The organism is Polymorphobacter sp. PAMC 29334, from assembly GCF_019431245.1.
Lineage (GTDB): Bacteria > Pseudomonadota > Alphaproteobacteria > Sphingomonadales > Sphingomonadaceae > Polymorphobacter_B > Polymorphobacter_B megasporae.
In genome coordinates this window covers 3,314,762-3,338,532 of record NZ_CP080243.1, presented here as the reverse complement: position 1 = coordinate 3,338,532, position 23,771 = coordinate 3,314,762, and the positions used below count along the sequence as shown (strand labels likewise).

Genomic DNA, 23,771 nt, shown 5'->3' with positions numbered 1-23,771 from the left:
GGTCGCCGCCGATGCGGCCCCGAAACAATTTGCGCCCCACGGCAGTCACTGGCATGATCACAAATGTACGGTAATTGTGGCGTCAGCGTGGACCTATCCGGCTGGCGGATTGCCCCCCGGAGCTAATCGGGGGAACCACCATGAACCGTCTTGCCTGCATCGCCGTTGCGTCCGTCCTGCTCGCCGCCGTCGCGCCCGCCACTGCCGCAAGCAAGTTCGACGGGACGTGGAAATTCGACATCGCCAGCCAGCAGGTCTCGACCAAGCCGAGCGTCTATCTTTTGACCGGCGGCAGCTACACCTGCTCGACCTGCGTCCCGGCCTATACCGTCGTCGCCGATGGCGGCTTCCACCCGGTCGCGGGCAACCCTTATTACGACGAGGTTGCGGTCATGGTCGTCGATCCGCGGACGATCGGTTGGAAGTCGCGCAAGGGCGGCAAGCCCATGGTGGAATTCACCCGGGTCGTCGCCGCCAACGATGCGAGCCAGACCACGACCTTTACCGACATGACCGCGGCCAACGGCGTCGCGGTGACGGGCAAGTCGACCGACAAGCGCGCCGCCGCCGGTCCCGTCGGATCGCATGCCGCGTCGGGATCGTGGCTCGACACGACTGCGGCAGAGGCAGAGGTTAACGACGCTGCCGTATTGGTGACGTTGCACCTCGACGGCGAGGCGATGACGTTCAAGACCCCGACCGGGGTGTCTTACACGACGACGATCGATGGTCCGCAATCGCCGGTCGTCGGTGACGCCGGCTGGACGACGGTCGCGCTCAAGCGGACCGCGCCTGACACGCTCGTCGAGACCGATTATCGCGACGGCAAGGCGACCGGGGTCTTCACCTATGCGATGGCCGCCGACGGCAGGACGATCCGCGCCGACCAGCAGGACCTGCTTCACGGCACGACCTCGGCGGTGACGCTGATCAAGCAATAGCCGTTACTTTCACCGCGGTTCCTATGCGGTGGCCGGGAACGGGGGGCGGTGCTACAGCCCCCCAATGATTGCCCGCCACCCCACCGTCGTCATCATCGGCCGCCCCAACGTCGGCAAGTCGACCCTGTTCAATCGCCTCGTCGGCCGCAAGCTCGCTTTGGTCGACGACACGCCCGGCGTGACCCGCGACCGGCGCGAGGGCGACGCGATGCTGTACGACCTCAAGTTCCGCATCGTCGACACCGCGGGCCTCGAGGAAGCCGACGCGCTCAGCCTCGCCGGGCGGATGCGCGCGCAGACCGACGCCGCGCTGGTCGACGGCGACGTCGCGCTGATGGTGTTCGACGCGCGCGCCGGGATCACCCCGCTCGACCGGCATTTCGCGCAATGGCTCCGCGCCCACGACGTGCCGCTAATCCTCGTCGCCAACAAGGCCGAAGGGCGCGCCGGCGAGGTCGGGGTTGCCGAGAGCTATGAGCTCGGCTTCGGCGAGCCGGTCCAGATTTCGGCCGAACACGGCGAAGGCATGGCCGACCTCTACGAGGCGCTGATCCCGCACCTCGACCCGCTGATCGCCAAGGGCGAGGAAATCATCGCCGAGGAGACCGAGGAGGAGACCGAGGCGCGGCTGGCGAGCGAGCCGCTCAAGCTGGCGATCGTCGGGCGTCCGAATGCGGGCAAGTCGACGCTGATCAACCGGCTGCTCGGCGAGGACCGCCTCGTCGTCGGCCCCGAGGCGGGGATCACCCGCGACTCGATCGCGATCGACTGGGAATGGGAGCGCAACGGCATCCTGTGCCCGGTCCGGCTGGTCGACACCGCCGGGCTGCGCCGCCGGTCGAAGGTCACCGACAAGCTCGAACGGATGTCGGCGGTCGATACCAAATTCGCGGTCGACTTCGCCGAGGTCGTCGTCCTGCTGCTCGATGCGACGCTCGGGCTCGAGGCGCAGGACCTGCGGATCGCCGACATGGTTCTCAGCGAAGGCCGCGCGCTCGTCATCGCACTCAACAAATGGGACGCGGCGCACGACCTGTCGTCGCTGTTCCAGGGGGTCCGCAAGGCGCTCGACGACGGGTTGTCGCAGATCAGGAACGTGCCGCTCGTCGCGATCGCCGGGCTGACCGGGCGCAACCTCGACCTGCTGATGAAGGCGGCGTTCGACGCCCGCGAGGGGTGGAGTCGCCGCGTCTCGACGAGCGCGCTCAACCGCTGGTTCGAATCGGCGCTCGAACGCAACCCGCCGCCCGCCGCCGGGGGCAAGCGGATCAAGCTGCGCTACGCAACGCAGGTCGCGTCGCGCCCGCCGACCTTCGTCATCTTCGGCAACCGGACCGAAGACCTGCCCGCGAGCTATCACCGCTATCTGGTCAATTCACTCCGCGAGGAGCTTGGCTTCGACGGCGTCCCGATCCGCCTCAATTTCCGCGGCGGCAAGAACCCTTTCGATGCCTCGCGGCCGGTGGCGGGAGCGAAGACGCGCTAAGCGGCAGGCAAGCGTATTGATATGTTGCGACGACCCTCGAGCGGATAGATTGCCGGTCGTCGTCGCAATCGGCGCACGGGAGCAAGCGTCAGTGTCGCCTGACAGTTGGTCAGCCCGGCGACAGGAGTTCTCAGGCAGTTGCTCTAGCGGCACCGCGGCGTGCTGCCATTCCGATCAGGCCGAACCCCGTAATCATCATCATCCATGCAGTGGGTTCGGGAACGGCTGCGACAACGGGGGGAACGACGACGTCGGTGACGCTGATCGTGCTGGCCCCGCCGAATGTACCGGAGGCGTAGACACTCGCGCCGCCGATCTCGGAGCCGATTGTGGTGACAACGAATGAACCAAACGTGCTGCTGGACGACTTCGCCAAGTAAGTCGTCGCGAGGGACGATGGAGCATCGAAATAGGCTCCGATTGCAAGTGTATTGACGATCGCCAGACCGTGGGCCTGGTGCGAAGCGTTATAAGCGGTCAGGCCACCTCCGGTTCGGGCAATTCCGGTCGTGTCTGAAGCGAAAGCGACCGAGACGCCGTTGATCTTCAACGAAGCCGACAAGACTGGCGAAGCCACGGCGTAGTTCGAGCCACGTACTGCTCATCGTAGGTCGATCCGAGATGAACGCCCAGCGAGGTGTCATACGTAAACGTCGCGACGTACGAAACCCCGGCGAGATTGCCGGCTGCCGATCCAAAAAGTCCCTTCACATCGGACCCGGTGGATGCAGTCCCGATATAGGTCGCGACTTCGATCACCGCCGCCGCTGGAGCGGCGACAATCAAACCAGCGAGCGTAATCGCCGCAATTATAATATTTCGCATAAATATTGTCCCCGGCGGTCGAGGAAATCATGACCGACGTTTCGGATATGCAACGACTGTGCCGGTTGCTGTTTACAATAATTCTCAACACCTTACCGGGCGGCCTCGGCGTCTGATCACCCGATATGTAAAGAATCCCGACGCTGTGCAAACATCGCTAAAACGCTTGAACGCGCCCATTTGCCCGCTGGTGCGCGACCGCCGCTGCAGCACGAAAGAGATAACGCCGTCCGCCCTTCCGGGCGGGCCGTCGCGTTGTCCTCGACGCGCAAACGCGATACGCCGCTGCGTCACCGTCGCCGGTGAGCACCAGCTACCCGAAGCGAGCCCTCCAACATGACCACCCGCACCCTTTACGGCTATTGGCGCTCGTCGGCGTCGTACCGCGTCCGGATCGCGCTCGCGATCAAGGGGCTCGCGTACGATCAGGTCGCGATCAACCTGGCGAAGGGGGCGCAGTCGGGGATCGGGTTCAAGCTGCTCAATCCGCAGGGCTTCGTGCCGTATCTGATCGACGGCGACACCGGGCTCAACCAGAGCCTCGCGATCATCGAATATCTCGATGAGGTCTATCCCGAGCCGCCGCTGTTGCCGGGCGACCCGATCGGCCGCGCCCGCGTCCGTGGCGTCGCGCAGCAGATCGCTTGCGACATTCATCCGGTCAACAACCTGCGCGTTCTCAATTACCTGCGCGGCCCGCTCGCCCAGCCGCAGGAGGCGGTCGACACGTGGTACCGGCACTGGATCGAGGTTGGCTTCGAGGCGCTCGAGGAGATCGCCGAGGTCGCGACCGGCGAATATCTGTTCGGCGATACCGTGACGCTCGCCGACATCTGCCTCGTCCCGCAGATGTGGAACGCGCGGCGGCTTCAGGCCGATATTGCGCGCTTCCCAAAGCTGTCGGCGATCGATGTCCGGCTCAACGGGCTGCCCGCCGTTGCGGCGGCACGTCCCGAACGTCAGCCCGACGCGGTGAAATAGTCGCTGCAAACGCGGGCAGCGCACGCCGGTGCAGTTCGCGATGCGCGTCGGCGGGAGCACGGTGTCGCGACGGCGTGCGGTCGATGTGCGGGCTGTGTGCGGTTGACCCGTGCCGCGTCGCCGCCTAGCCCCAAACGATGAATTTCCAGTCCGACAACGCCGCCTCGGTGTGCCCCGAAGTCCTCGCCGCCGTCGTCGAGGCCAATGTCTCGACCACCGGGGCGTATGACGCCGACCCGTGGACCGAACGCCTCGACGCGGTATATTCAGAAGTCTTTGCAACGGCTTGCACCGTATTGCCGGTGTCGACCGGAACCGCCGCGAACGCTCTTTCCCTTGCCGCGATGGTGCCGCCGTACGGCGCGGTTGCCTGCCATGCGGAGGCGCACATCCACGTCGACGAATGCGGCGCGCCCGAATTCTTCACCGGCGGCGCAAAACTCCTGACTTGTCAGGGACTTGATGGAAAACTCAGCCCGGAATCGGTCGCCGCGAGCCTCGCTGCGCACCGCGGAGGGGTCCATCAAGTCCAGATCGGTGCGCTATCCATCACCCAAGCCACCGAATGCGGCACGATCTACACCCCCGACGAGGTCGCTGCGCTCTCGGACTACGCCAAATCGCGCGGCTGGAAAGTCCACATGGACGGCGCGCGCTTTGCCAACGCACTGGTTTCATTGGGCTGCCGTCCCGCCGACATCACCAGCAATGCCGGCGTCGACATCCTCAGCCTCGGCGTGATCAAGAACGGCGGCATGACCGCCGAGGCGATGGTCATCTTCGATCCGGCGCTGGTCGAGGCGATCCGCTTTCGCCGCAAACGCGCCGGCCAGATGCCGAGCAAGGGCCGCTTCAATGCCGCGCAACTCCTTGCTTATGTTGAGACGAATGCGTGGCTGCGAAACGCCGCGCGCGCCAACGCCGGCGCCGCCCGCCTCGCCGCTGCCCTTGGCGACCGGATCGCCTATCCGGCCGAGGCGAACGAAGTTTTTGCCGATCTCGGCCCCGGCGGCGCGGACAGTCTGCGCAACGCCGGCTTTACCTTCTACGACTGGGGCGATCCCGCCGACCACATCGCCCGCTTCGTCGTCGCCTGGGACACGCCCGACGGCAACGTCGAGGCCCTCGCGGCGGCGGTGGCCCGGCGCGCTTAACCCGTTGATCGCTCGGTACCTTTCCGCAATCTCGGCGAGAATTTCGGCGTTCGAGTTCGCCCTCGTCTCGCTGATCTGGGGCTCGACCTGGCTGGTCATCAAGGGGCAACTCGGCGTCGTCCCGGCACCATGGTCGGTCGCCTACCGCTTCACCCTCGCTTGTACGCTGATGGCGGTGTTCACCATTGCTACCGGGCGCTGGGTGCGGATGACCCGCGGCGGCCACGCCTTCGCCGCGATCGCCGGGACCGCGCAGTTCGCGCTGAACTTCAACCTCGTCTACGCCTCCGAACGCCATGTGACATCGGGGTTGATCGCCCTGGTCTTTGCGCTGCTCGTCGTGCCCAATGCGCTGCTGTCGCGCATCGTCCTCAAGACGCCGATATCGTTGAGGTTTTTGATTGGGTCCGCCATCGGCATCATCGGCCTTGGGCTTGTTGTCGCCGACGATCGGCACGACCCGGCTGAGTGGAGCACGACGCTCGACGGACTACTCCTGGCAGGCGGCGCGGTGCTCTGCGCCTCGACTGCGAACGTCATGCAGGCGGGCGGCTTCGCCAGATCGCTCGCGCCGTTCCCGACGCTGACGTGGATGATGTTCTACGGTGCGCTGGGCGACATCGCCTTTGCCGCGGCAACGTCTGGACCGCCGGTCCTCGATTTTCGAGCCGAATATGCCATCGGCCTGATTTACCTCGCTTTTGCGGCGTCAGTGGTGGCCTTTACGGTCTATTATCGCCTGATCCGCCGCATCGGTCCCGGCCCCGCCGCGTACAGCAGCGTCATCGTGCCGATCGTGGCAATGACGCTTTCGACCGTCTTCGAGGGCTATCGCTGGAGCTTTATAAGCGCCGCCGGGGCCGCGTTGGCGTTGACTGGCTTGGTCGTGGCGTTGGGCAGTCGGCGGAACAAAATACCGGTCCCAGCCGCGACCCGCTAAAGGCAAGCGCGCAATCCGCTGCGAAAATCTGGGTATGTCAGCCTGATCCCAAGCTCGCGGGTCATCTTGCCCGCCGCGACCTGACGCGATTCGGCGTAAAATCCGCGTGCCATCGGTGACATCCGCGCCTCGTCCAGCGATTCGAGCGGGGGATAGGTCATTCCGAGCAGATTGCAGGCATATTCGATGACGGCAGCGCTTGTGGCCGGCTCCTCGTCAGCGATGTTGAATACACCAGGAGCGCCGCGATCGAATGACGCCTCAACGCTTCGTACGATGTCATCCACGTGGACACGGCTGAAGCGGTGCAACGGCGCATCGATCCGCTGCGCTGCGCCGGCGCGCACCCGATCGATCACCGACCGTCTGGGCCCATAGATTCCGGGCAGGCGAAAGACTCGAACGTCGTCGCGGAGCTGTTGCCACGCGAGATCGGCGGCCATGCGCGCACTCCTCCGGCCGAAACCGACCGGGCTGGCTTCGTCGACCCACGCCCCACCAGCATCCCCATAGACACCGGTTGACGACAGGTACCCGACCCAGTGTGCGGGGGCAGCCGCAAGGCGTGCGCCGTAGCGGGTCAGGACGGGGTCGTGATCATCGACCGGTGGGACGGACGAGAGGATATGCGTTGCGGTGTCGATAGCGGCGGCGACGTCGTCGCTGTCGAAGGCAATCGCGTCGCCGTCGCCCTGCCGCCGTGTCGCGGTGACTTGCCAGCCATTGTCGACGAGGCGCCGGGCCAATCGCGTCGTCGTGTAGCCAAGTCCGAGGATGAGCATGTGCATCGCTGAAGCTTATGGCGCGATGCCACGCTTAACAAATCGGCTGTCGAGGCTTACCTCGATAGGACGCCCTGAGGAAATTATATGCTTGATGCCCCGATTGCTCCGCCGACGATCAGGCTTGCCGACTATAAAGTACCGGATTGGCTTGTTCCGAGCATCGCACTGCGCTTTGAGTTGGATGCGGTCCGGACACGCGTGCATGCGCGGCTGACGGTCGGCCGGAACGGGGCGCATGCGCGACCGCTGGTGCTCGATGGCGAAGACCTGGCGCTCATATCGCTCACGGTCGACGGGGTTGCGCGGGACGCAGTCGTCGCAGACGGCAACCTTGTGCTGACGATCGATGGCGACAGCGCGGTTGTCGACACCGTCGTCGAGATCGAGCCGGCAAAAAACACTGTGCTGATGGGGCTTTACGCCAGCGGCGGCAAGCTCTGCACCCAGTGCGAGGCCGAGGGCTTTCGCCGGATTACCTTTTTCCCCGACCGCCCCGACGTGCTGTCGAAATATAGTGTCCGGCTCGAGGCGGATGCCGCGCTCTATCCGATTCTGTTGTCGAACGGTGATCGCGGCCCGACAGGTGCATTGCCGGACGGGCGGCATTTCGCCGAGTGGAACGATCCGTGGCCCAAGCCGGCGTATCTCTTCGCGATCGTCGCAGGCGATTTAGGTGCGCTGCGCGATCGCTTTGTCACCGCATCGGGCCGTGATGTCGCGCTGGCAATTTGGACCGACGCCGCCGACCTGCCGCGCTGTACGCATGCGATGGCCGCTCTCAAGGCTTCGTTCCGTTGGGACGAAGTCAACTACGGGCGCGAATATGATCTTGATGAATTCAACATCGTCGCGGTGTCCGATTTCAACGCTGGGGCGATGGAGAATAAGGGGCTTAACATCTTCAATTCGAAGTATATTCTCGCCGATCAGGAGACTGCGACCGACGACGATTTCGACGCCGTCGCGGCGGTCGTCGCGCATGAGTATTTCCACAATTGGACCGGAAACCGCATCACCTGCCGCGACTGGTTCCAATTGTCGCTGAAGGAGGGGCTGACGGTGTTCCGCGATCAGCAGTTCTCCGGTGACCAGGGTTCGCGCGCAGTTAACCGCATTGACGATGTGCGGATGCTCCGCGGCGCGCAGTTCCCCGAGGATGCGGGTCCGATGGCGCACCCGATCCGGCCAAATGCGTATATCGAAATCGGCAATTTCTACACGTCGACAGTCTACAACAAGGGTGCCGAAGTGATTCGGATGCTCGCTACCATGTTGGGGGACAAGGCTTTTCGCGCCGGGACCGACCTCTACTTCGACCGCTTCGACGGGCAGGCGGTGACGACTGATGACTGGCTGTCGGCGATGGCTGAGGCGTCGGGGCGTGACCTTGGGTCGTTCAAGGAATGGTATAACCAAGCGGGTACGCCGCGTATCAGTGCCGAACTGGCTTATGACGCGGATGCGAAGGCGGCGACGCTGCGCTTGACGCAGGCGGTGCCGGCGACCCCGGGGCAGCCGGTCAAGGTACCGATGGCGATGCCGTTCCGCGTTGCGCTCTTCGGCCGCGGCAGTGGCGAGCGGCTTGGCGACGAGCGCGTTGTCACCGTCGACGGCGAAGCAAGCGTGCGATTCGAAGGCGTTAGCGAAGCGCCGGTGATGTCGCTCAACCGTGGCTTCTCGGCCCCGGTGATCGTCGATACGATGCAGTCGCGAAGTGATCTCGCCTTCCTCGCGGCACATGACGACGATCCGTTTGCGCGGTGGGAGGCGACGCAGCGGCTCGCGCTCGATGTTCTTTCAGGGGATGGCCCGGCGGACGACCTGGTGGCGACGGTTGCGGCGACACTCGACGCCGGGCTTGATCCGGAGTTCACCGCCGAGGCGATATTGTTGCCGACCGAAAGTGTGATCGGCGACCATGCGGCGATCGTCGAAGTCGATGCGATTCATCGGCGGCGAAAGGCTGCGCGGTCGGCGATCTCATTGACGCTCAACGATAAACTATGGTCGATCTATCGCTCGAACGGGGCCAATCGCTATGAATTGACCCCCGAGGCGAAGGGGCGGCGCGCGCTGAAGAATGCCGCGCTTGGTTACTTGATGGTCGGGGATGCGGCGGAGGCGGTAGCGGCGTGCTGGGCACAGTTCAACGATGCCGACAACATGACCGACCGGATGGCGGCATTGGCCTTTTTGGCTAATTCGTCGGCGCCCGAGCGTGACAAGGCACTCGCGGCTTTCTACGAGCGCTACCGGAGCGATCCGCTGGTGATCGATAAGTGGTTTTCGGTGCAGGCAATGTCGAGCCGTCCCGATACGCTCGACCGCGTGATCGAGCTGCGCGCCCATCCCGACTTCAATGCGAACAATCCCAACCGCTTACGGTCGTTGATCGGTGCCTTCGGGGTCAATCAGGTCCGCTTCCATGCGGTCGAAGGCGCTGGCTATCGTTTCCTCGGTGACGAGATCCTCGCGGTCGGCAAGACCAATCCGGGCGCGGCGGCGCGATTGAGTGTCCCGCTGGGCCGATGGAAGCGCTTCGATCCGGTTCGTTCGGCGCTGATGCGGGCTGAACTCGAGCGGATCATGGCGACGCCCGATCTTTCGAAGGACGTCTTCGAGATGGTCAGCAAGAGCCTCGCGGGTTAAATTTATACCCCACCTAGGTCGGTGGTTCTCGTGCGCACACGGCCCGCACAAGGATGAACGTCTGAGCACTTGCGATGCACTCGCGCGAGCACTTGCCGCGCGGGTAAGACCGGTTGGACGTGCCTAGCGGCTAACGCGCGACCCAGTCGGCGACCTGCCCGGCGACCGCATTCGCGGCGGTGTTAAGCGCGATCGCGACGTCGGCGGGGTTCTGCGTCGCGACCGGCTGGACCGCATCGAACCGCCTGAGCGCAAACGGCGTCTTGGCTGACGCACTCAGTGTCGCGTCATAGCGGACGCGGACGACGGGGGTACTGGGGTTGCGGACGTCAAGGCCGAACTCGAACAGTGTCCCCGATAGCGTCCGCCCCGGCGCGAGTGTGGCCTGATGAGGGTCGATCACCGCGACGCCGCGCGATGCGATCGTATCGGCAAGCACGTGCTGGAACTCGCGATTGGGCTGCTCTGCCCATGTCGCGCCAGTGAGATATGCAACCTCGGTGTCGGACGTCGCCACCGGCACGCGGAGCGTCTGCAGCGTGCCTGGTACCGTCGGCGTCTGCACCAGCAGCGTCGTCGCGCGATCGCTCGTCGTCGCGCCGGCGACCGGCGTGGCGGTCGCGCGGAGCGACATCAGCGCGACCGGCGCCTTGGCGTTGCCGCCGATCTGAACGAGCGGACCACAGGCGGCGAGGCTGCCCAGCGCGACGACGGCGGCGGCGAATGAAATCTGGCGCATCATCACTTCTTGCCCTTCTTCGGCGGCACATAGCCCGGCGCGGCATATTCGGGGAGCTTCCGCCCGCCAAGCAAGGCACCCGCGGGGTCCTCGTCGAGCTTGGCCGCGATCGCGCCGAGCTGCGCGGTGGCGTCACGGGCCTCGCGGATCAGCTGCGCGGTCTCGGGCAACGTCTGGTTCGTCAACGTGTCGACCCCAGGCTGGGCACTGGCAACGAGGCCATCGAGCTTCTGCAGCGTGGCATTGGCATGACCCGCGGTCTCGCGCAGGTCGTGCACCAGCGGCCCGGCGTCGGTCGTTAGGATGGTGTCGGCATGACCGGTCAGCCTGGTCAGTGCCGCCGCCGCATCGGTCGCCTGCTTGAGCGTCGCGCGTGTCTCGACGATCGTCGCGGCGATCTCAGGCCCGCGATCGGCGAGGCTGCCGGTCAACCGGTCGGTGTTCGCGAGGATATTGCCGAGCGACTTGCGGTTCGCCGGGTTGAGCAATTCGTTGAGCGACGCGGTCAGTGCCGAGACATTGTTGAGCAGTTCTGGCGCGCTGGCGAGCAACTGGCCCAGCGGTCCGGCGCGTGGCGGGATCACCGGTCGGCCGAACGGCCCGATCTCGGTTATCGGTGGTGCGCCGGCCATCGCGCCGGTCAACTGGATCTGGCTGACGCCGGTGAAGCCGACGCCTTCGATCGCGGCGGTCGTCCCCTGAAGGATCGGCACGTCGGTGCCGACCTCGATCCGCACGCGGACCGCGTCGGGGGTCTTCGGCAGCAGGGCGATTTCCTTGATCTGGCCGACCGGAACGCCCTTGAACTGGACCGGCGAGCCGATCGCGATGCCGCTGATCGACTGGCGGAAAAAGATGTCGAACTGGCGTTTGTCGGTCCCCGAGAATTTCGCGAGGTACAGGACGAAAACGAATAGCGCGACCGTCAGCGCGATGACGACGCCGCCGACAAGGGCATAGTTGCTCCGGGTTTCCACGTCAGTCCTCGTCCTCTGTCGCCCCGGTGCGTGTCGTGTCGGCGGCTTCCGCCCCCAGCTTTCCCTCACCGGCCTCGAGCGCGCGCGCCGCGTCGCGGTCGGCCTCGGTCGCCTTGTGCGGACCAGCGTCGGTTGCTGCTGCCGCTCGTCCGCGCGGACCCGAGAAATATTCACGGACCCACGGATGGTCAAACTCCAATAGTTCCGGAATCGTTCCGACCTTGAGCATGACACCGTCGCCGAGCACCGCGACGCGGTCGCAGATTGCGTACAGCGTATCGAGGTCGTGGGTGATGAGAAACACCGTCAGCCCGAGCGTGTCACGCATGCCCTTGATCAACTCGTCGAACGCCGCCGCTCCGATCGGGTCGAGCCCGGCGGTCGGTTCATCGAGGAACAGGAGATCGGGATCGAGCGCGAGGGCGCGGGCGAGCCCGGCACGCTTGCGCATGCCGCCTGACAGTTCCGACGGAAATTTCGGCCCGGCGAGTTCGGGCAGGCCGACCATCGCGATCTTATAGCTGGCGATTTCGTCCATCAGGCCCTGGTCGAGCTTGAAGAACTCGCGCATCGGCGCCTCGATATTCTCGGCGACGGTGAGCGACGAGAATAATGCGCCGCCCTGGAACAGCACGCCCCATCGGCGGCGCAAGTCCTTGGCGGCTTCGGGATCGAGGGTGGCGACCTCCTCGCCAAGGACGGTAATCTCGCCCGCGTCGGACTGCTGGAGGCCGATGATCGAGCGCATCAGCACCGACTTGCCGGTTCCGGAGCCGCCGACGACGCCGAGGATCTCGCCGCGGCGGACCTCGAGGTTGACGTCCTTGTGGACGACCTGATCGCCGAAGCTGTTCTGCAGGTGCGACACGCGGATGACGACGTCGTCGTCCTTGTCCTTGCCGGGGGCTGGCTTGGCGGGTGCGGGCGCTGCGGCGGCCATCAAACGTACCCCAGCGCGGTGAAGAAAACGGCGAAGAAAGCGTCGAGGACGATGACGAGGAAAATCGACTGGACCACCGATTGCGTCGTTCGTGCGCCGACCGACTCGGCGTTGCCGGTGACCTGCATGCCCTGGAAGCACCCGGTGACGGCGATGATGAAGCCGAAGATCGGCGCCTTGATCATGCCGATGACGAGGTCGGACAGCGGCGTCACTTCCTGGATGCGCTGGACGAAGCTCGCCGGCGAGATGTTGAGCGAAACCCAGCAGAACAGGCCGCCGCCGATGATCGCCATGATTGCACCGAAGAATGAGAGCAAGGTCAGCATGATGACCATCGCGATGACGCGCGGCAGGACGAGCACCTCAGTCGGCGACATGCCAATCGAGCTCATCGCGTCGACCTCCTCGTTCAGCTTCATCGAGCCGATCTGCGCGGCAAAGGCCGAGCCCGAGCGTCCGGCGACCATGATCGCGGTGAGCAGGATGCCGAGTTCGCGGATGACCGAGCGCCCGATCAGATTGACGACGAAGATCTCGGCACCGAACTGCTGGAGCTGGACCGCGCCCTGCTGCGCAAGGACGATACCGACGAGGAACGACAGCAGCCCGACGATGCCGAGCGCGTTGGCGCCGACGACCTCCATCTGGTGGATCACCGCGTTCCACCGCAGCGGGCGGCGCTCGAAGATCGTCTGAAACAGTGCGACGAGAGTCTGGCCGAGAAAGGCGAGGAATTCGCCGAGCGTGTGCGCGGCATGGACGACCGACCCGCCGATCATCTCGAGCCGCTCGATTGCGCGGTTGCCGTGGGGCGGGCGGCGCGTCGCGGGCTTATCGTTCGCGGCGACCTGGTCGATCAACCGCTTGGCATCGTCGGAGGCGTGATCGAGCGTCGCCGATTTCCCGGCTTTCTCCCAGTCACGAAGCAATTTGTGGACGATCCACGCGCCGGTGGTGTCGATCCGGTCGACGCCGCCAAGGTCGATCTTCAAATCGCGGTCGGGTTGGATCGCCGCCATTTCGGGCGCAACGCTACCGATCGACGCGACCGTCAAGGTACCGCTGAGGTGGAGCGTGCGTGCTCCCTCTCCGGCGTCGTCGAGCGTCATGGTGGCGTCGGTCATCGCATCCGAGTGTTGGGGGATCGATACGGTCCCGGCAAGAGGCAAACGCTGATGGAGCGGTTCGGTTGCGTCATGACCCGGGGTTGGGCATGGGCCAACGATGACCCGCGTGATCTATGACATGGACAAGACGATCACCCGGGCACCGACCTATACGCGGTGGCTGGTGTATTGGGCGTCGCGTGAAGCGCCGTGGCGACTCGGGTTGTTGCCGCTCGCGGGAATTGCCGGGATCGGGTTTCGGCTTCGGCTGATGTCGCGCGGGCGGCTCAAGGAGATCGCGCAATTCCTGTTGATGGGCGACGCTGCACCGCGTGACCGCGTCGATGTGCGGGCCGCCGGATTCGCCGCGACGGTCGTTGCCGGCGGGCTCATGCCGGGCGCGGTGGCTCAGCTCGCCGCCGACCGTGCCGATGGCCAGGAGATCGTCATCGCCACGGCGAGCTACGCATTTTACGCGCGGGCGATCGCGGCGGCGCTGGGGATCGAGCGCGTCATTGCGACCGGGTCGGTATGGGACGGCGACCATCTCCGGGCGCGACTCGCGGGGGACAATTGCTACGGCGCGGCGAAAGCGGCGATCGTGGCGGCGGCGTTCCCCGGCGAGCGCTTCGTCCGCGCCTATTCGGACCATGTCTCCGACGCGGCGCTGTTCGCGCTGGCGGACGAACCGGTCGCGGTCAGTCCGTCGCCCGCGCTACGGCGGCTGGCGACGGTCCGGGGGTGGCGCGTCGTCGACTGGCGTTGATGCGAGAGGGCGGAGCCGAGGCTCTGCCCTTTGCTTATGCAGCGGCGGTGGTGTTCCGCCGGCGACGCTGCATCGCTCCGATCAGGCCGAAGCCGCCGATCATCATCGCCCATGTCGCGGGTTCGGGAACCTGCGTCGTGATGTGGCTCGTGATGAAGTCGTAATAGCTCGACACGCGGGTATCGACGCCGATCTCGCCAAAGCTCGAATTGGTGCACGACGTCGCGCTGTGCGACGGGTCGAGGAAGCCCGCCCCGCACGCGCTCGCGCTGCCATATAGAAATGCCGAGCTGAGGCCGAACGAGGTTACGCCGACGATCTTGCCGTCCTTGAAGTGCGGCGCGCCCGAATCGCCCTCGGTCGCCATCGTGTCGTGATACAGCCCGTCAGCCGAGACATAGCCGAGGCCGGGCAGGCCGAGCGCGCCGAAGACATCGTTCGCTGCCAGCCCGGAATCGAAGTCGTACGCGAGCTCGCTGCCCTTGAGCGCGCCGAGCGCATCGGTCGGCCCGGTGGTACCGAAGCCGGCGGCGGCGAGGATCTGGTCGAACGTCGTCTCGTACTGATTGTAGCCAATCCGCTTGAGCCCATCGTTGGTCGTCACGTTCGTCCCTGTAGCCCCGATGCCGGTGTTGCCGAGTCCGACCATCATCTCGACCCCGAGGTTGCTTTCGACCGAGCCGTGGTCGAGCGGATAGATCGTCGTGCCGTCGGGAACATTCGCCCCGAGCTTGATCACCGCGATATCGGCGCCGCCCGATGCGCTGCCGCTGTAGATCGAGGGAACATAAAAAGCGGTCGCGTTGATCGTCACGCCGAGCGGCGTCGTCAGGTCGGGCAGGACGACGCGCAGGTGAGCCACGCCCGAGCCGTCGATGTTGAGGCAGTGTGCGGCGGTCAGGATCGTGCTGCGGCCGATCACGGTCCCGGTGCACGCCCCGGCATTGCCGGCGTTGGTCTGGACCTGAACGCCGACGACCCCGCTATACTGGCCCTTGGCGACGACCGAGTTCGCGAGGTCGGTCGCAGTTTGCGCGCTCAATGCGAAAGCAGGCTGAGCCGCCGCGAGAAGTGCCGCCGTGCCGAGATATGCCAAAGTCCCCATCGTGCCACCCCGTGCTGCCAAGAAGATCGTTAACGATCCGCTACATTGGGTAACAACGGGATAGCAAGCGAAGAAGCCGTGACAGGTACGTGGGTTAGGCGGCGAGCTTGCGCAGGACGTACGGCAGGATGCCGCCTGCGTAGAAATACTCGAGCTCCTGCTCGGTATCGATCCGGCACTTGGTGTCGAAGGTGCCGGTGGTACCGTCGCCGCGGGTGAAGGCGACCGTCACGACCTGGCGCGGGCGCAGCGATGCCATGCCGGTGATGTCGAAGGTCTCGTCGCCGGTCAGCCCGAGCGTCTTGCGGTCGACGCCATCGGCGAACTGGAGCGGAACGACGCCCATCCCGACGAGGTTCGAGCGGTGGATGCGCTCGAAGCTTTCGGCGATCACCGCGCGAACCCCCAGCAACGTCGTGCCCTTCGCCGCCCAGTCGCGCGACGACCCGGTACCGTATTCCTTGCCCGCGATAATGACGAGTGGCGTCCCGGCGGCGCGGTACTTCTCGGCCGCGTCGAAGATGTCGAGCTGGGCGCCGTGGCCATTGTTATCGCCGCCTTCACCTAGCATCCGGGTGATGCCGCCCTCGACGCCAGGGACCATCTCGTTCTTGATGCGGATGTTGGCGAAGGTGCCGCGCATCATGACTTCGTGGTTGCCGCGGCGCGCGCCGTAGCTGTTGAATTCGGCGCGGCTGACCTGACGGTCGTTCAGATAGCGACCGGCGGGCGAGGCTTCCTTGATGTTGCCGGCGGGCGAGATGTGGTCGGTGGTGACCGAGTCGGCGAAGATTGCGAGCGGGCGCGCCGCGACGATGTCATCGACCGCGTTCGGCGTCATCGTCATACCCTCGAAGTACGGCGGGTTGGCGACATAGGTCGACGCCGGGTTCCACTTGTAGGTGGCGCCGCCCTCGATCTTGATCGCCTGCCAGCGCTCGTCGCCGGCGAAGACGTCCGAATAGCGCGCGCGGAACATGTCTGCGGTGACGTTCGACATCACCATGTCGCTGACTTCCTGGTTGGTCGGCCAGATGTCCTTGAGGAAGACGTTGGTGCCGTCGGGGGTCTGGCCGATCGGGTCGGTGACCATGTCGTTGCGCATCGTCCCCATCAGCGCATACGCGACGACGAGTGGCGGCGAGGCGAGATAATTGGCGCGGACGTCGGGCGAGACGCGACCCTCGAAGTTGCGGTTACCCGACAGGACGCTGCACGCGACGAGGTCGCCGCTGCTGATCGCGTCGCTGATCGGCTCGGGCAGCGGGCCCGAATTGCCGATGCACGTCGTGCAGCCGTAGCCGACGAGGTTGAAGCCGAGATAGTCGAGGTCGTCCTGGAGCTTCGACGCCGCGAAATAATCGGTGACGACCTTCGACCCCGGCGCGAGGCTGGTCTTGACCCACGGCTTCGACGTCAGGCCGAGCGCGCGCGCCTTGCGGGCGACGAGCCCGGCGGCGACGAGGACGTTGGGGTTCGACGTGTTGGTGCACGACGTGATCGCGGCGATGACGACGTCGCCGTGGCCGAGCTGGTATTCTGCCCCCGAGACGTCGACGCGCTTGTGGCTCTCGTCACCCGACTTCTTGTAGCCGCTGGCGAGTTCGGTCTCGAACGCCTCGTCGGCCTGGCCGAGGAGCACTCGGTCCTGCGGGCGGCGCGGACCGGCGAGCGACGGCTGGACGCTGCCGAGGTCGAGGTGGAGCGTGTCGGTGAACACCGGGTCGGGGGCGGTCAGGTCGCGCCACATCCCCTGCGCTCGGCAATACGCCTCGACGAGCTCGATCTGATGCGGGTCGCGGCCCGACAGCTTGAGATAATTGAGCGTCGCCTGATCGACCGGGAAGAAGCCGCACGTCGCGCCGTATTCGGGGGCCATGTTGGCGATCGTCGCGCGGTCGGCGAGCGTCAGTGCGTCGAGGCCGGGGCCGTAGAATTCGACGAAGCGCCCGACGACGCCCTTGGCGCGGAGCATCTGGGTGACGGTCAGGACGAGGTCGGTCGCGGTGATTCCCTCGCTCATCGTGCCTTCCATCTTAAAGCCGACGACCTCGGGGATCAGCATGCTAACCGGCTGGCCGAGCATCGCCGCCTCGGCTTCGATTCCGCCGACGCCCCAGCCGAGCACACCGAGGCCGTTGACCATCGTCGTGTGGCTGTCGGTGCCGACGAGCGTGTCAGGATAGGCAACCATCGAGCCGTCGGCGGCTTCGCTCGTCCAGACGGTCTTCGCGAGATATTCGAGATTGACCTGGTGGCAGATGCCGGTGCCCGGCGGGACGACGCGGAAGCCCTTGAGCGCCGACGACCCCCAGCGGAGGAACTCGTAGCGTTCGATGTTGCGCTTGTACTCGAGGTCCATATTGTCCTCGAACGCCGCCGGGGTGCCGAATTCGTCGACCATCACCGAATGGTCGATGACGAGGTCGACCGGGACCTGCGGGTTGATCTTTGCCGGGTCGCCGCCAAGCTTGGTCATCGCGTCACGCATCGCCGCGAGGTCGACGACGCAGGGGACGCCGGTGAAATCCTGCATCAGCACACGCGCCGGACGATAGGCGATCTCGCGGTCGGACCGGCGGTCGTGCGCCCATTGCACCATCGCGGCGAGGTCGTCGTGGGTGACGGTGACGCCGTCTTCGAAGCGCAGCAGGTTTTCGAACAGCACCTTCATCGAAAAGGGCAGGCGGCTGATGTCACCCAAGGCCTCGGCGGCGGCGGGGAGGCTATAGTAAGAGTAGTCCTTCCCCTCGACCGTCAACGTCCGGCGGGTCTTCAGGCTATCCTGTCCAACGGCGGTCACGGGCGTCTCTCCTGAAATCACGATGCTGCGCTGCGTCGTAGCGTAGTTGACGCGCATGGCAACGTCCGCGGGCACATCTCGCCGCTGACCGGGCTTGCCGCTATCACGCGCGCGCGCTTTCGGCTACGACCCGCGCATCGTCCCCGGAGACCCGATCGATGCCGAACCAAGCCGTCGAGCGCAAGGCACAGAGCAAGCTGGCGCGGCAGGCGGCACGCGCCGATCTGCTGCCCTTCCTGCGCGCGTGGATCGCCGCGCCGCTGCGGGTTGCGGCGATCGCGCCATCGGGTCCGGCGCTCGCGCGGGCGATCACCGCCGAGATCAGCGCCGCATCGATGCCGGTGATTGAGTTCGGTCCCGGCACGGGGGTTTTTACCCAGGCGATCCTCGATGCGGGGGTGACCGCCGACCAGCTCATCATGATCGAGGCGGGGGCCGACTTCGCGGCGTTGCTGCGGACGCGCTTCCCGGCAGTGCGGATCGTCGAGGGCAGTGCGGGCGCGCTCCACGACATCCCGTTGTTCGGCGCGGGCAAGGTCGGCGCGGTCGTCAGCGGCCTGCCGATCTTGTCGATGCCAAAGCCCGTCGTCCTTGCCATCCTCGACACCGCATTCAGCGAGCTCCGCCCCGGCGGCGCGATGTATCAGTTCACCTACGGCTTCCGCTGCCCGGTCGCCGACAGTGTCCTCGACGCGCTCGGGCTTAAGGCCAGCCGTACCTCGACGGTGCTGGTCAATGCCCCGCCGGCGAGCGTGTATAAGATCGAGCGGAAGTAATCCCTCCCCCGTCTTCGGGGGAGGGAGACCATCGCCATTCGCGATGGTGGAGGGGGAAGTCCCATGCGGACGGTTCGTTGCGGAGCGCCCCCTCCACCACGCCTGAAGCGGCGCGGTCCCCTCCCCCGCAAGAGCGAGGGAGGATTTCTAAGGCTTACCTTGCGCCGCTGACGACGACCGTCACCGCCCTGCGGTTCTGCGCATAGGCAGCCTCGTCGGTGCCATCGGCGACCGGGCGCTCCTTGCCGTAGCTGATCGTCGCGATGCGGCTGGAATTGACGCCCTGCGCCGCGAGGAAGTTCTTGGCGGCGCTCGCCCGGCGGTCGCCGAGTGCGAGGTTGTATTCGCGGGTGCCGCGCTCGTCGGTGTGGCCCTCGACAGTGACCTTGACGCTCGGATAGCGCGCCAGCCACTCGGCCTGCTTGCCGAGGACCGCCTTGGCGGTGTCGTCGACGTCGTAGCTGTCATAGGCGAACAGGACGGTGTCCGAGCCGCTGGTCGCCTTGAAGTCGGCGATGCTGCCGGGGAGGTTCGTCGTGCCGACGCCGGTGTCGCCGCTGCCCGAGGTCGACGGCGGTGCCATGGTCGGCGCCATCGGTGCAGTCGCGGGCGGCGGCGGCGGCGGGAGGACCTTCTTCTTGGTCGAGCACGCGGCGGTGCCGACGAGGACGGCGACGATCGCCAAGGTTGATGCGCGATGCAGCATGAAGCAGCCTTTCGACGGTGAAGATGAACCGATAGCCGAAGCTTGTTACGGCAACAACGGCGACCACGCCGGGTCGGACCCATCGAGCGGCGTTTTTATCTGCCGCTCGTTCGCCCCCGACAGGTCGACCGAATGAAGATCGACCTTGCCGCTGCGTCCTGCCGCGGTGCGGAAGAACAGGATGACGCGCCCGTTCGGCGACCACGTCGGGCCCTCGTCCTGATAGGCGTCGGTCAACAGCCGCTCGCCGCCGCCGTCGGGGCGCATGACGGCGATGCGGTGCTTGGCCGACGTCAGGCGGGTGAAGGCGATCAGGTCGCCGCGCGGCGACCACACCGGGGTCCCGGCGCGGCCCTCGCCGAAGCTGATCCGCTGCTGGCCCGACCCGTCGGCGTTCATCGTATAGACCTGCTGGCCGCCGCTGCGGTCGCTCTCGAAGACGATCTTCGACCCGTCGGGCGAATAGCTCGGCGACGTGCTGATGCCGGGTCCGTTCGTCAGGCGGGTGACGCCGCGGCTGGCGAGGTTCATTTTGTAGATGTCGGTCGTGCCGTTCTGGCTGATCGAATAAACCAGTGTCGACCCGTCGGGCGAGAAACGCGGTGACGAGCTCATGTTGCCGGTGTCGCTGATCGCCTCCTGACGCCCCGACCCGATCGTGTAGATCCAGACCCGCGGGCGATTATTGGCGAATGACATATACGTCAGCGTCTGCTGGTTCGGGGCGAAGCGCGGAGTCAGCACAAGCGACTGGCCGTTGGTCAGGAAGCGGTGCCCCGCGCCGTCCTGGTCCATCACCGCGAGGCGCTTGATCCGGTGGGTCTTCGGTCCGGTTTCGGAGACATAGACGATGCGGCTGTCGAAATAGCCGCTCTCGCCGGTCAGCCGCGAATAGACGAGGTCGGCGCATTTATGCGCCGCGCGCCGCCAATTCGCCGCGGTCGTGACGAACCCCTGCCGCGCGAGCTCCTCCGACGAAAACACGTCATAGGCGTAGCAGCCGACGGTGATGCCGCCGTCGGGGTTGGCGGTGACGTTGCCGGTAATCAGCGCCTGCGCCGCGATCGTCCGCCACGCCGCGAACTGCGGCGCTGTGACGTCGGCGGGGGCGACGGTGGTGGTGAACGCGGCCGGGTCGAGCGGGCGGAACAGCCCCGACGAGCCGAGGTCGGCGGCGATGACGCTCGCGACCTGGGCCCCGAGCGCGGCGGTCGTCCCGGCCTCGGTTGCGACGGCCGACGCGGTGGCGAATGCGGGGACCGCGACGGGGAGCGGCTGGGCGGTGCCGGAGTTGATGTCGACGCGGATCACCGCGAGCGCCGGGGTGGTGACCAGCAGGGCGAGGAGGAGGGGGAGGGTACGCATCGGGACTCCTTACGCGTTTTCGATGACGGGGCGAAGGCGAAGAAGGGGTCGCGGCAAAGCTGCGCCGTCGGCCGGGTTCGGCGGGTAGTCCGCCGACCCGCCGCCCGCGTTCGCGCGTCTCCGCGCGCTGCTTACGGATCGAAGGCGATCAGTGCACTGCGCTCGGGCGCGCCTCACGTCATCTCACTCGGGTCGAAATTAATCTCGACCGCCTTCCACTGGTCGTACAATTCCGCCGGCAGCTTGAGCGGCGCGCAGCGGAGCACCGCACGGCGGGCGGTCTCCGCGAAGGCGCGGGCGTAGTCGGCATTGCCGGAAGTGACTCCGGTCTGGCTGACGATGCCGGGGCGCCCGACGATCGTGCCGTCGCGATTGATGTCGAGGTGGAGCAGCACCGTCATCTTCTTGACGTCGGCGCCGCCGATCGGCGGGTTCCAGCACGGCGCGACCTGCGAGCGGATCAGTGCGATCAGCGTTGCCGTCGCGCGCGGATCGACCCGCGCGGTCTTGGGCATCGCCTTCTCGATCGTCTTCGCCAGTGCCGACGTGTCGAGCGGCTTGACCTTCGCCTTGGGCAGGCTCTTGTCGAGCAGGTTCGACAGCGCCTCGGCGTCGAGCAGTTTCGGCGCGGGCTTGGCCTTTTCGGGCTTCGGCTTCTCCGGTTTCGGCTTTTCGGGCTTGGGCTCGGGCTTTTCGACCGGCTCGACCTTGGGCTTCGGCTTTTCCTTGACCGGTTCCGGCGTTGGCTCGGGGGTCGGCGCAGGTTCGGGCTTGGGTGTCGGCGGAGTCGGATCCGGCGGCGCGGTCGCCTCGACGGTCTTTTCGGGCGCGGCGGCCTTCGACGGCTTGGGCGGGGTCGGAATCTTCGGCACGTCGGCGAGCGCGACGACGTCGACGGGGATCGGGTCCTCGGCGGGCAGCGGCGGCGTCACCGACGTCAGCGCGAGCGACAGGACCGCGAGCAGGATAAGATGCGCGAGCCCGACGACGACGAGCGACTGGCGTTCCGTCATCGCGAGTTCCCGCGTTCGGTCATCGAGCCGACTCGCGTGCCGTCATTTCCGTTTCGGTGCGGGGGCGGGCGCGCTGACCAGCGCGACCTTGCGGAACCCCGCCGCCGAGACCTCGCCGACCACCGTCATCACACGGCCATAGTCGAGCGTCCGCGCAGCGCGGACATAGACGCGCGGATCGTCCGTACGCGCGTCGTGTATCGCGGTGAGCTTCGCAGCGAGCGTGTCGGGCGGGATCGTCGCGTCGTCGATGAACACCGCGCCGGTGCCGTCGAGCGAAATCTGGATCGGCTTGTCGTCGGCCTTGAGCGCGCTCGCCTTGCTGTCGGGCAGGTCGACCGGCACGCCGGTGACGAGCAGCGGCGCGGTGACCATGAAGATGATCAGCAGGACGAGCATGACGTCGACCATCGGCGTGACGTTGATCTCGGCCATCGGCGCGCGGCGGCCGCGACGGGATTGCATCCCCATCGCCATCAGCGTTCTTCCATGCCGTCGAGCTGCCGTGACAGCAGGCCGTGGAACTCCTCGGCGAACGCCGACAGCCGCGCCTCGAGCCGGCCGAGGCCGTGGAGCAGGCGGTTATAGCCGATCACCGCCGGGATTGCCGCGAACAGTCCGAGCGCGGTGGCGAACAGCGCCTCGGCGATCCCGGGAGCAACGACGCCGAGCGAGGTGTTCTGTGACGCCGCGATCGCCCCGAACGACCGCATGATCCCCCAGACCGTGCCGAACAGCCCGACGAACGGCGCGACCGAGCCGATCGTCGCGAGGACGCTGAGCCGGTCGCCGAGTTCGTCGATTTCGCGCGCGATCGCGACGCCGAGGATCGACGTCAGCCGCGAGCGGACGCCTTCGCGGTCGATCTTGCCGCGCGCGATGCTCCTCCGCCACTCGTTCATACCCGCGACGAACAGCCGGGCGGATGGATGCTTGGCCTTCGCAGCGGGGTCATACAGCGCGTCGAGACTGTCCGACTTCCAGAACCAGTCCTCGAACGCCTTGGCCTGCTTGTTGATCGCCGACAGCCGCCGGCTGCGCTCGACGATGATCGCCCACGACCATATGCTCGCGGCGATCAGCCCGAGCATGACGAGCTTAACGACGATGTCGGCCTGCAGAAACAGCGCCAGCGGCGACATGTCGATGGCGGTCTTGGCGAGGACGCCGGGAACGGTGACAGTGGGCATCAGTCTTGGGTCGCCTCGGTTAGCAGGTCGGTGAAACGCCGCGCCCAGTCGCGCGGTTGCCGTTGCGGGCGGCCATTCATGCCGAGCCACGCCGCAGTAACGCGCCCGCGGGTCAATTGGGTCGTGCCGCGCCAGACATCCTGCCCGATCACCGTCGCCGCGGCGCGGACCTGGAGAACGCAGCTTTTGACGGTCAGCACGTCGTCGAGCCGGGCAGGGGCCATGTACGTCACCGACAGGTCGTAGACCGAATAATAGCCGTCGCCCGCCGTCATCATCGCCTGCTGCTCGATCCCGAGCGCGCGGAGCATCTCGGTCCGGGCGCGCTCCATGAAGCGCAGGTAATTGGCGTGGTAGACGATACCGGTCAGGTCGGTGTCCTCGAAATAGACGCGTGTGGGCAAGCGGTGGACCCCGCGCTCGAAGCTGCCTGTGGAGGGGAGGGTCATGCCGACAGCGTGTAGGCGAGGGGCGACGACGCGGCTAGTCGCCCTGCCGCATCGGCGGCACGGATGGTCCCC

Annotated in this window: 23 protein-coding genes; 8 read left to right on the top strand and 15 right to left on the bottom strand. The window is 66.2% G+C overall.

Features of this window, described 5'->3' with window-relative positions; translation table 11 throughout:
- The first annotated feature begins 140 nt into the window (after window positions 1-140).
- Window positions 141-941, top strand: a complete 801-nt coding sequence (locus KZX46_RS19480; protein ID WP_219775337.1) for a hypothetical protein — start codon at window positions 141-143, stop codon at window positions 939-941.
- Window positions 942-1,008: 67 nt separating this feature from the next.
- Entirely contained in the window at window positions 1,009-2,427 is a 1,419-nt protein-coding gene (gene der, locus KZX46_RS19475; RefSeq protein ID WP_219777108.1) for a ribosome biogenesis GTPase Der, read from the top strand.
- A gap of 130 nt (window positions 2,428-2,557) precedes the next feature.
- Here the strand turns inward: der and KZX46_RS19470 are convergent, their stop codons facing one another.
- Window positions 2,558-2,977: a PEPxxWA-CTERM sorting domain-containing protein gene (locus KZX46_RS19470; RefSeq protein WP_226896068.1), complete on the bottom strand. Its 420-nt coding sequence runs from the start codon at window positions 2,975-2,977 to the stop codon at window positions 2,558-2,560.
- Entirely contained in the window at window positions 2,974-3,252 is a 279-nt protein-coding gene (locus KZX46_RS19465) for a hypothetical protein (RefSeq protein ID WP_219775335.1), read from the bottom strand. Before KZX46_RS19465 ends, KZX46_RS19470 begins: the two co-directional genes overlap by 4 nt.
- 336 nt (window positions 3,253-3,588) lie before the next feature.
- Between KZX46_RS19465 and maiA the strand changes: the two genes are divergently transcribed.
- The 3 genes from maiA (at window position 3,589) to KZX46_RS19450 (ending at window position 6,327) form a co-directional block, all read left to right on the top strand.
- Window positions 3,589-4,233 (top strand): maleylacetoacetate isomerase, encoded by a 645-nt coding sequence (maiA, locus tag KZX46_RS19460; protein WP_216708585.1) that lies wholly within the window; start codon window positions 3,589-3,591, stop codon window positions 4,231-4,233.
- A gap of 137 nt (window positions 4,234-4,370) precedes the next feature.
- Window positions 4,371-5,387 carry a low specificity L-threonine aldolase gene (locus tag KZX46_RS19455; RefSeq protein WP_219775334.1) on the top strand — a complete coding sequence of 339 codons (1,017 nt, stop codon included), beginning with the start codon at window positions 4,371-4,373 and terminating at the stop codon, window positions 5,385-5,387.
- 4 nt (window positions 5,388-5,391) lie between these two features.
- Window positions 5,392-6,327 carry a DMT family transporter gene (locus KZX46_RS19450; protein ID WP_219775333.1) on the top strand — a complete coding sequence of 312 codons (936 nt, stop codon included), beginning with the start codon at window positions 5,392-5,394 and terminating at the stop codon, window positions 6,325-6,327.
- Here the strand turns inward: KZX46_RS19450 and KZX46_RS19445 are convergent.
- A complete protein-coding gene (locus KZX46_RS19445; protein ID WP_219777107.1) occupies window positions 6,324-7,109 on the bottom strand; it encodes an SDR family NAD(P)-dependent oxidoreductase in 786 nt (261 codons plus the stop codon). The genes KZX46_RS19450 and KZX46_RS19445 overlap by 4 nt on opposite strands.
- 87 nt (window positions 7,110-7,196) lie before the next feature.
- On the opposite strand from KZX46_RS19445, the gene pepN reads away from it, so the two are divergent.
- Entirely contained in the window at window positions 7,197-9,761 is a 2,565-nt protein-coding gene (gene pepN, locus KZX46_RS19440; protein WP_219775332.1) for an aminopeptidase N, read from the top strand.
- 130 nt (window positions 9,762-9,891) lie between these two features.
- Here pepN and KZX46_RS19435 read toward each other — a convergent pair whose 3' ends face one another.
- The 4 genes from KZX46_RS19435 to KZX46_RS19420 are packed head-to-tail and all read right to left on the bottom strand — an operon-like array spanning window position 9,892 to window position 13,544.
- Window positions 9,892-10,500: an ABC-type transport auxiliary lipoprotein family protein gene (locus KZX46_RS19435; RefSeq protein ID WP_219775331.1), complete on the bottom strand. Its 609-nt coding sequence runs from the start codon at window positions 10,498-10,500 to the stop codon at window positions 9,892-9,894.
- A gap of 2 nt (window positions 10,501-10,502) precedes the next feature.
- Window positions 10,503-11,477 carry an MlaD family protein gene (locus KZX46_RS19430; protein ID WP_219775330.1) on the bottom strand — a complete coding sequence of 325 codons (975 nt, stop codon included), beginning with the start codon at window positions 11,475-11,477 and terminating at the stop codon, window positions 10,503-10,505.
- Between the two features lies 1 nt (window position 11,478).
- Window positions 11,479-12,417 (bottom strand): ABC transporter ATP-binding protein, encoded by a 939-nt coding sequence (locus KZX46_RS19425; protein WP_219775329.1) that lies wholly within the window; start codon window positions 12,415-12,417, stop codon window positions 11,479-11,481.
- Window positions 12,417-13,544, bottom strand: coding sequence for an ABC transporter permease (locus tag KZX46_RS19420; RefSeq protein ID WP_219775328.1), 1,128 nt, complete (start codon window positions 13,542-13,544; stop codon window positions 12,417-12,419). Before KZX46_RS19420 ends, KZX46_RS19425 begins: the two co-directional genes overlap by 1 nt.
- Window positions 13,545-13,644: 100 nt before the next feature.
- Here KZX46_RS19420 and KZX46_RS19415 point away from each other — a divergent pair, with 100 nt between their 5' ends.
- A complete protein-coding gene (locus KZX46_RS19415; protein ID WP_226896067.1) occupies window positions 13,645-14,292 on the top strand; it encodes an HAD family phosphatase in 648 nt (215 codons plus the stop codon).
- A 34-nt stretch (window positions 14,293-14,326) separates the two neighbouring features.
- Here the strand turns inward: KZX46_RS19415 and KZX46_RS23070 are convergent, their stop codons facing one another.
- Window positions 14,327-15,397 carry a trypsin-like serine protease gene (locus tag KZX46_RS23070; protein WP_226896066.1) on the bottom strand — a complete coding sequence of 357 codons (1,071 nt, stop codon included), beginning with the start codon at window positions 15,395-15,397 and terminating at the stop codon, window positions 14,327-14,329.
- A gap of 94 nt (window positions 15,398-15,491) precedes the next feature.
- Window positions 15,492-18,200 carry an aconitate hydratase AcnA gene (gene acnA / locus KZX46_RS19405; protein ID WP_226896065.1) on the bottom strand — a complete coding sequence of 903 codons (2,709 nt, stop codon included), beginning with the start codon at window positions 18,198-18,200 and terminating at the stop codon, window positions 15,492-15,494.
- Window positions 18,201-18,358: 158 nt separating this feature from the next.
- On the opposite strand from acnA, the gene KZX46_RS19400 reads away from it, so the two are divergent.
- Window positions 18,359-18,976: a class I SAM-dependent methyltransferase gene (locus tag KZX46_RS19400; protein WP_219775326.1), complete on the top strand. Its 618-nt coding sequence runs from the start codon at window positions 18,359-18,361 to the stop codon at window positions 18,974-18,976.
- A 154-nt stretch (window positions 18,977-19,130) separates the two neighbouring features.
- Here KZX46_RS19400 and pal read toward each other — a convergent pair whose 3' ends face one another.
- The 6 genes from pal to KZX46_RS19370 all read right to left on the bottom strand — a co-directional run bounded on the left by pal (window position 19,131) and on the right by KZX46_RS19370 (window position 23,699).
- Window positions 19,131-19,682 carry a peptidoglycan-associated lipoprotein Pal gene (gene pal / locus KZX46_RS19395; RefSeq protein ID WP_219775325.1) on the bottom strand — a complete coding sequence of 184 codons (552 nt, stop codon included), beginning with the start codon at window positions 19,680-19,682 and terminating at the stop codon, window positions 19,131-19,133.
- 45 nt (window positions 19,683-19,727) lie between these two features.
- Entirely contained in the window at window positions 19,728-21,047 is a 1,320-nt protein-coding gene (gene tolB, locus KZX46_RS19390) for a Tol-Pal system beta propeller repeat protein TolB (protein ID WP_216708597.1), read from the bottom strand.
- A 173-nt stretch (window positions 21,048-21,220) separates the two neighbouring features.
- Window positions 21,221-22,060, bottom strand: coding sequence for a cell envelope integrity protein TolA (locus KZX46_RS19385; protein WP_219775324.1), 840 nt, complete (start codon window positions 22,058-22,060; stop codon window positions 21,221-21,223).
- Between the two features lie 42 nt (window positions 22,061-22,102).
- On the bottom strand, window positions 22,103-22,537 hold the full coding sequence (locus KZX46_RS19380; RefSeq protein WP_219775323.1) for a biopolymer transporter ExbD: 435 nt from the start codon (window positions 22,535-22,537) through the stop codon (window positions 22,103-22,105).
- A complete protein-coding gene (gene tolQ / locus KZX46_RS19375; protein ID WP_219775322.1) occupies window positions 22,537-23,250 on the bottom strand; it encodes a protein TolQ in 714 nt (237 codons plus the stop codon). The genes KZX46_RS19380 and tolQ overlap by 1 nt, the downstream gene beginning before the upstream one ends.
- Window positions 23,250-23,699: a YbgC/FadM family acyl-CoA thioesterase gene (locus KZX46_RS19370; protein ID WP_304610426.1), complete on the bottom strand. Its 450-nt coding sequence runs from the start codon at window positions 23,697-23,699 to the stop codon at window positions 23,250-23,252. The genes tolQ and KZX46_RS19370 overlap by 1 nt, the downstream gene beginning before the upstream one ends.
- Window positions 23,700-23,771 lie beyond the last annotated feature (72 nt).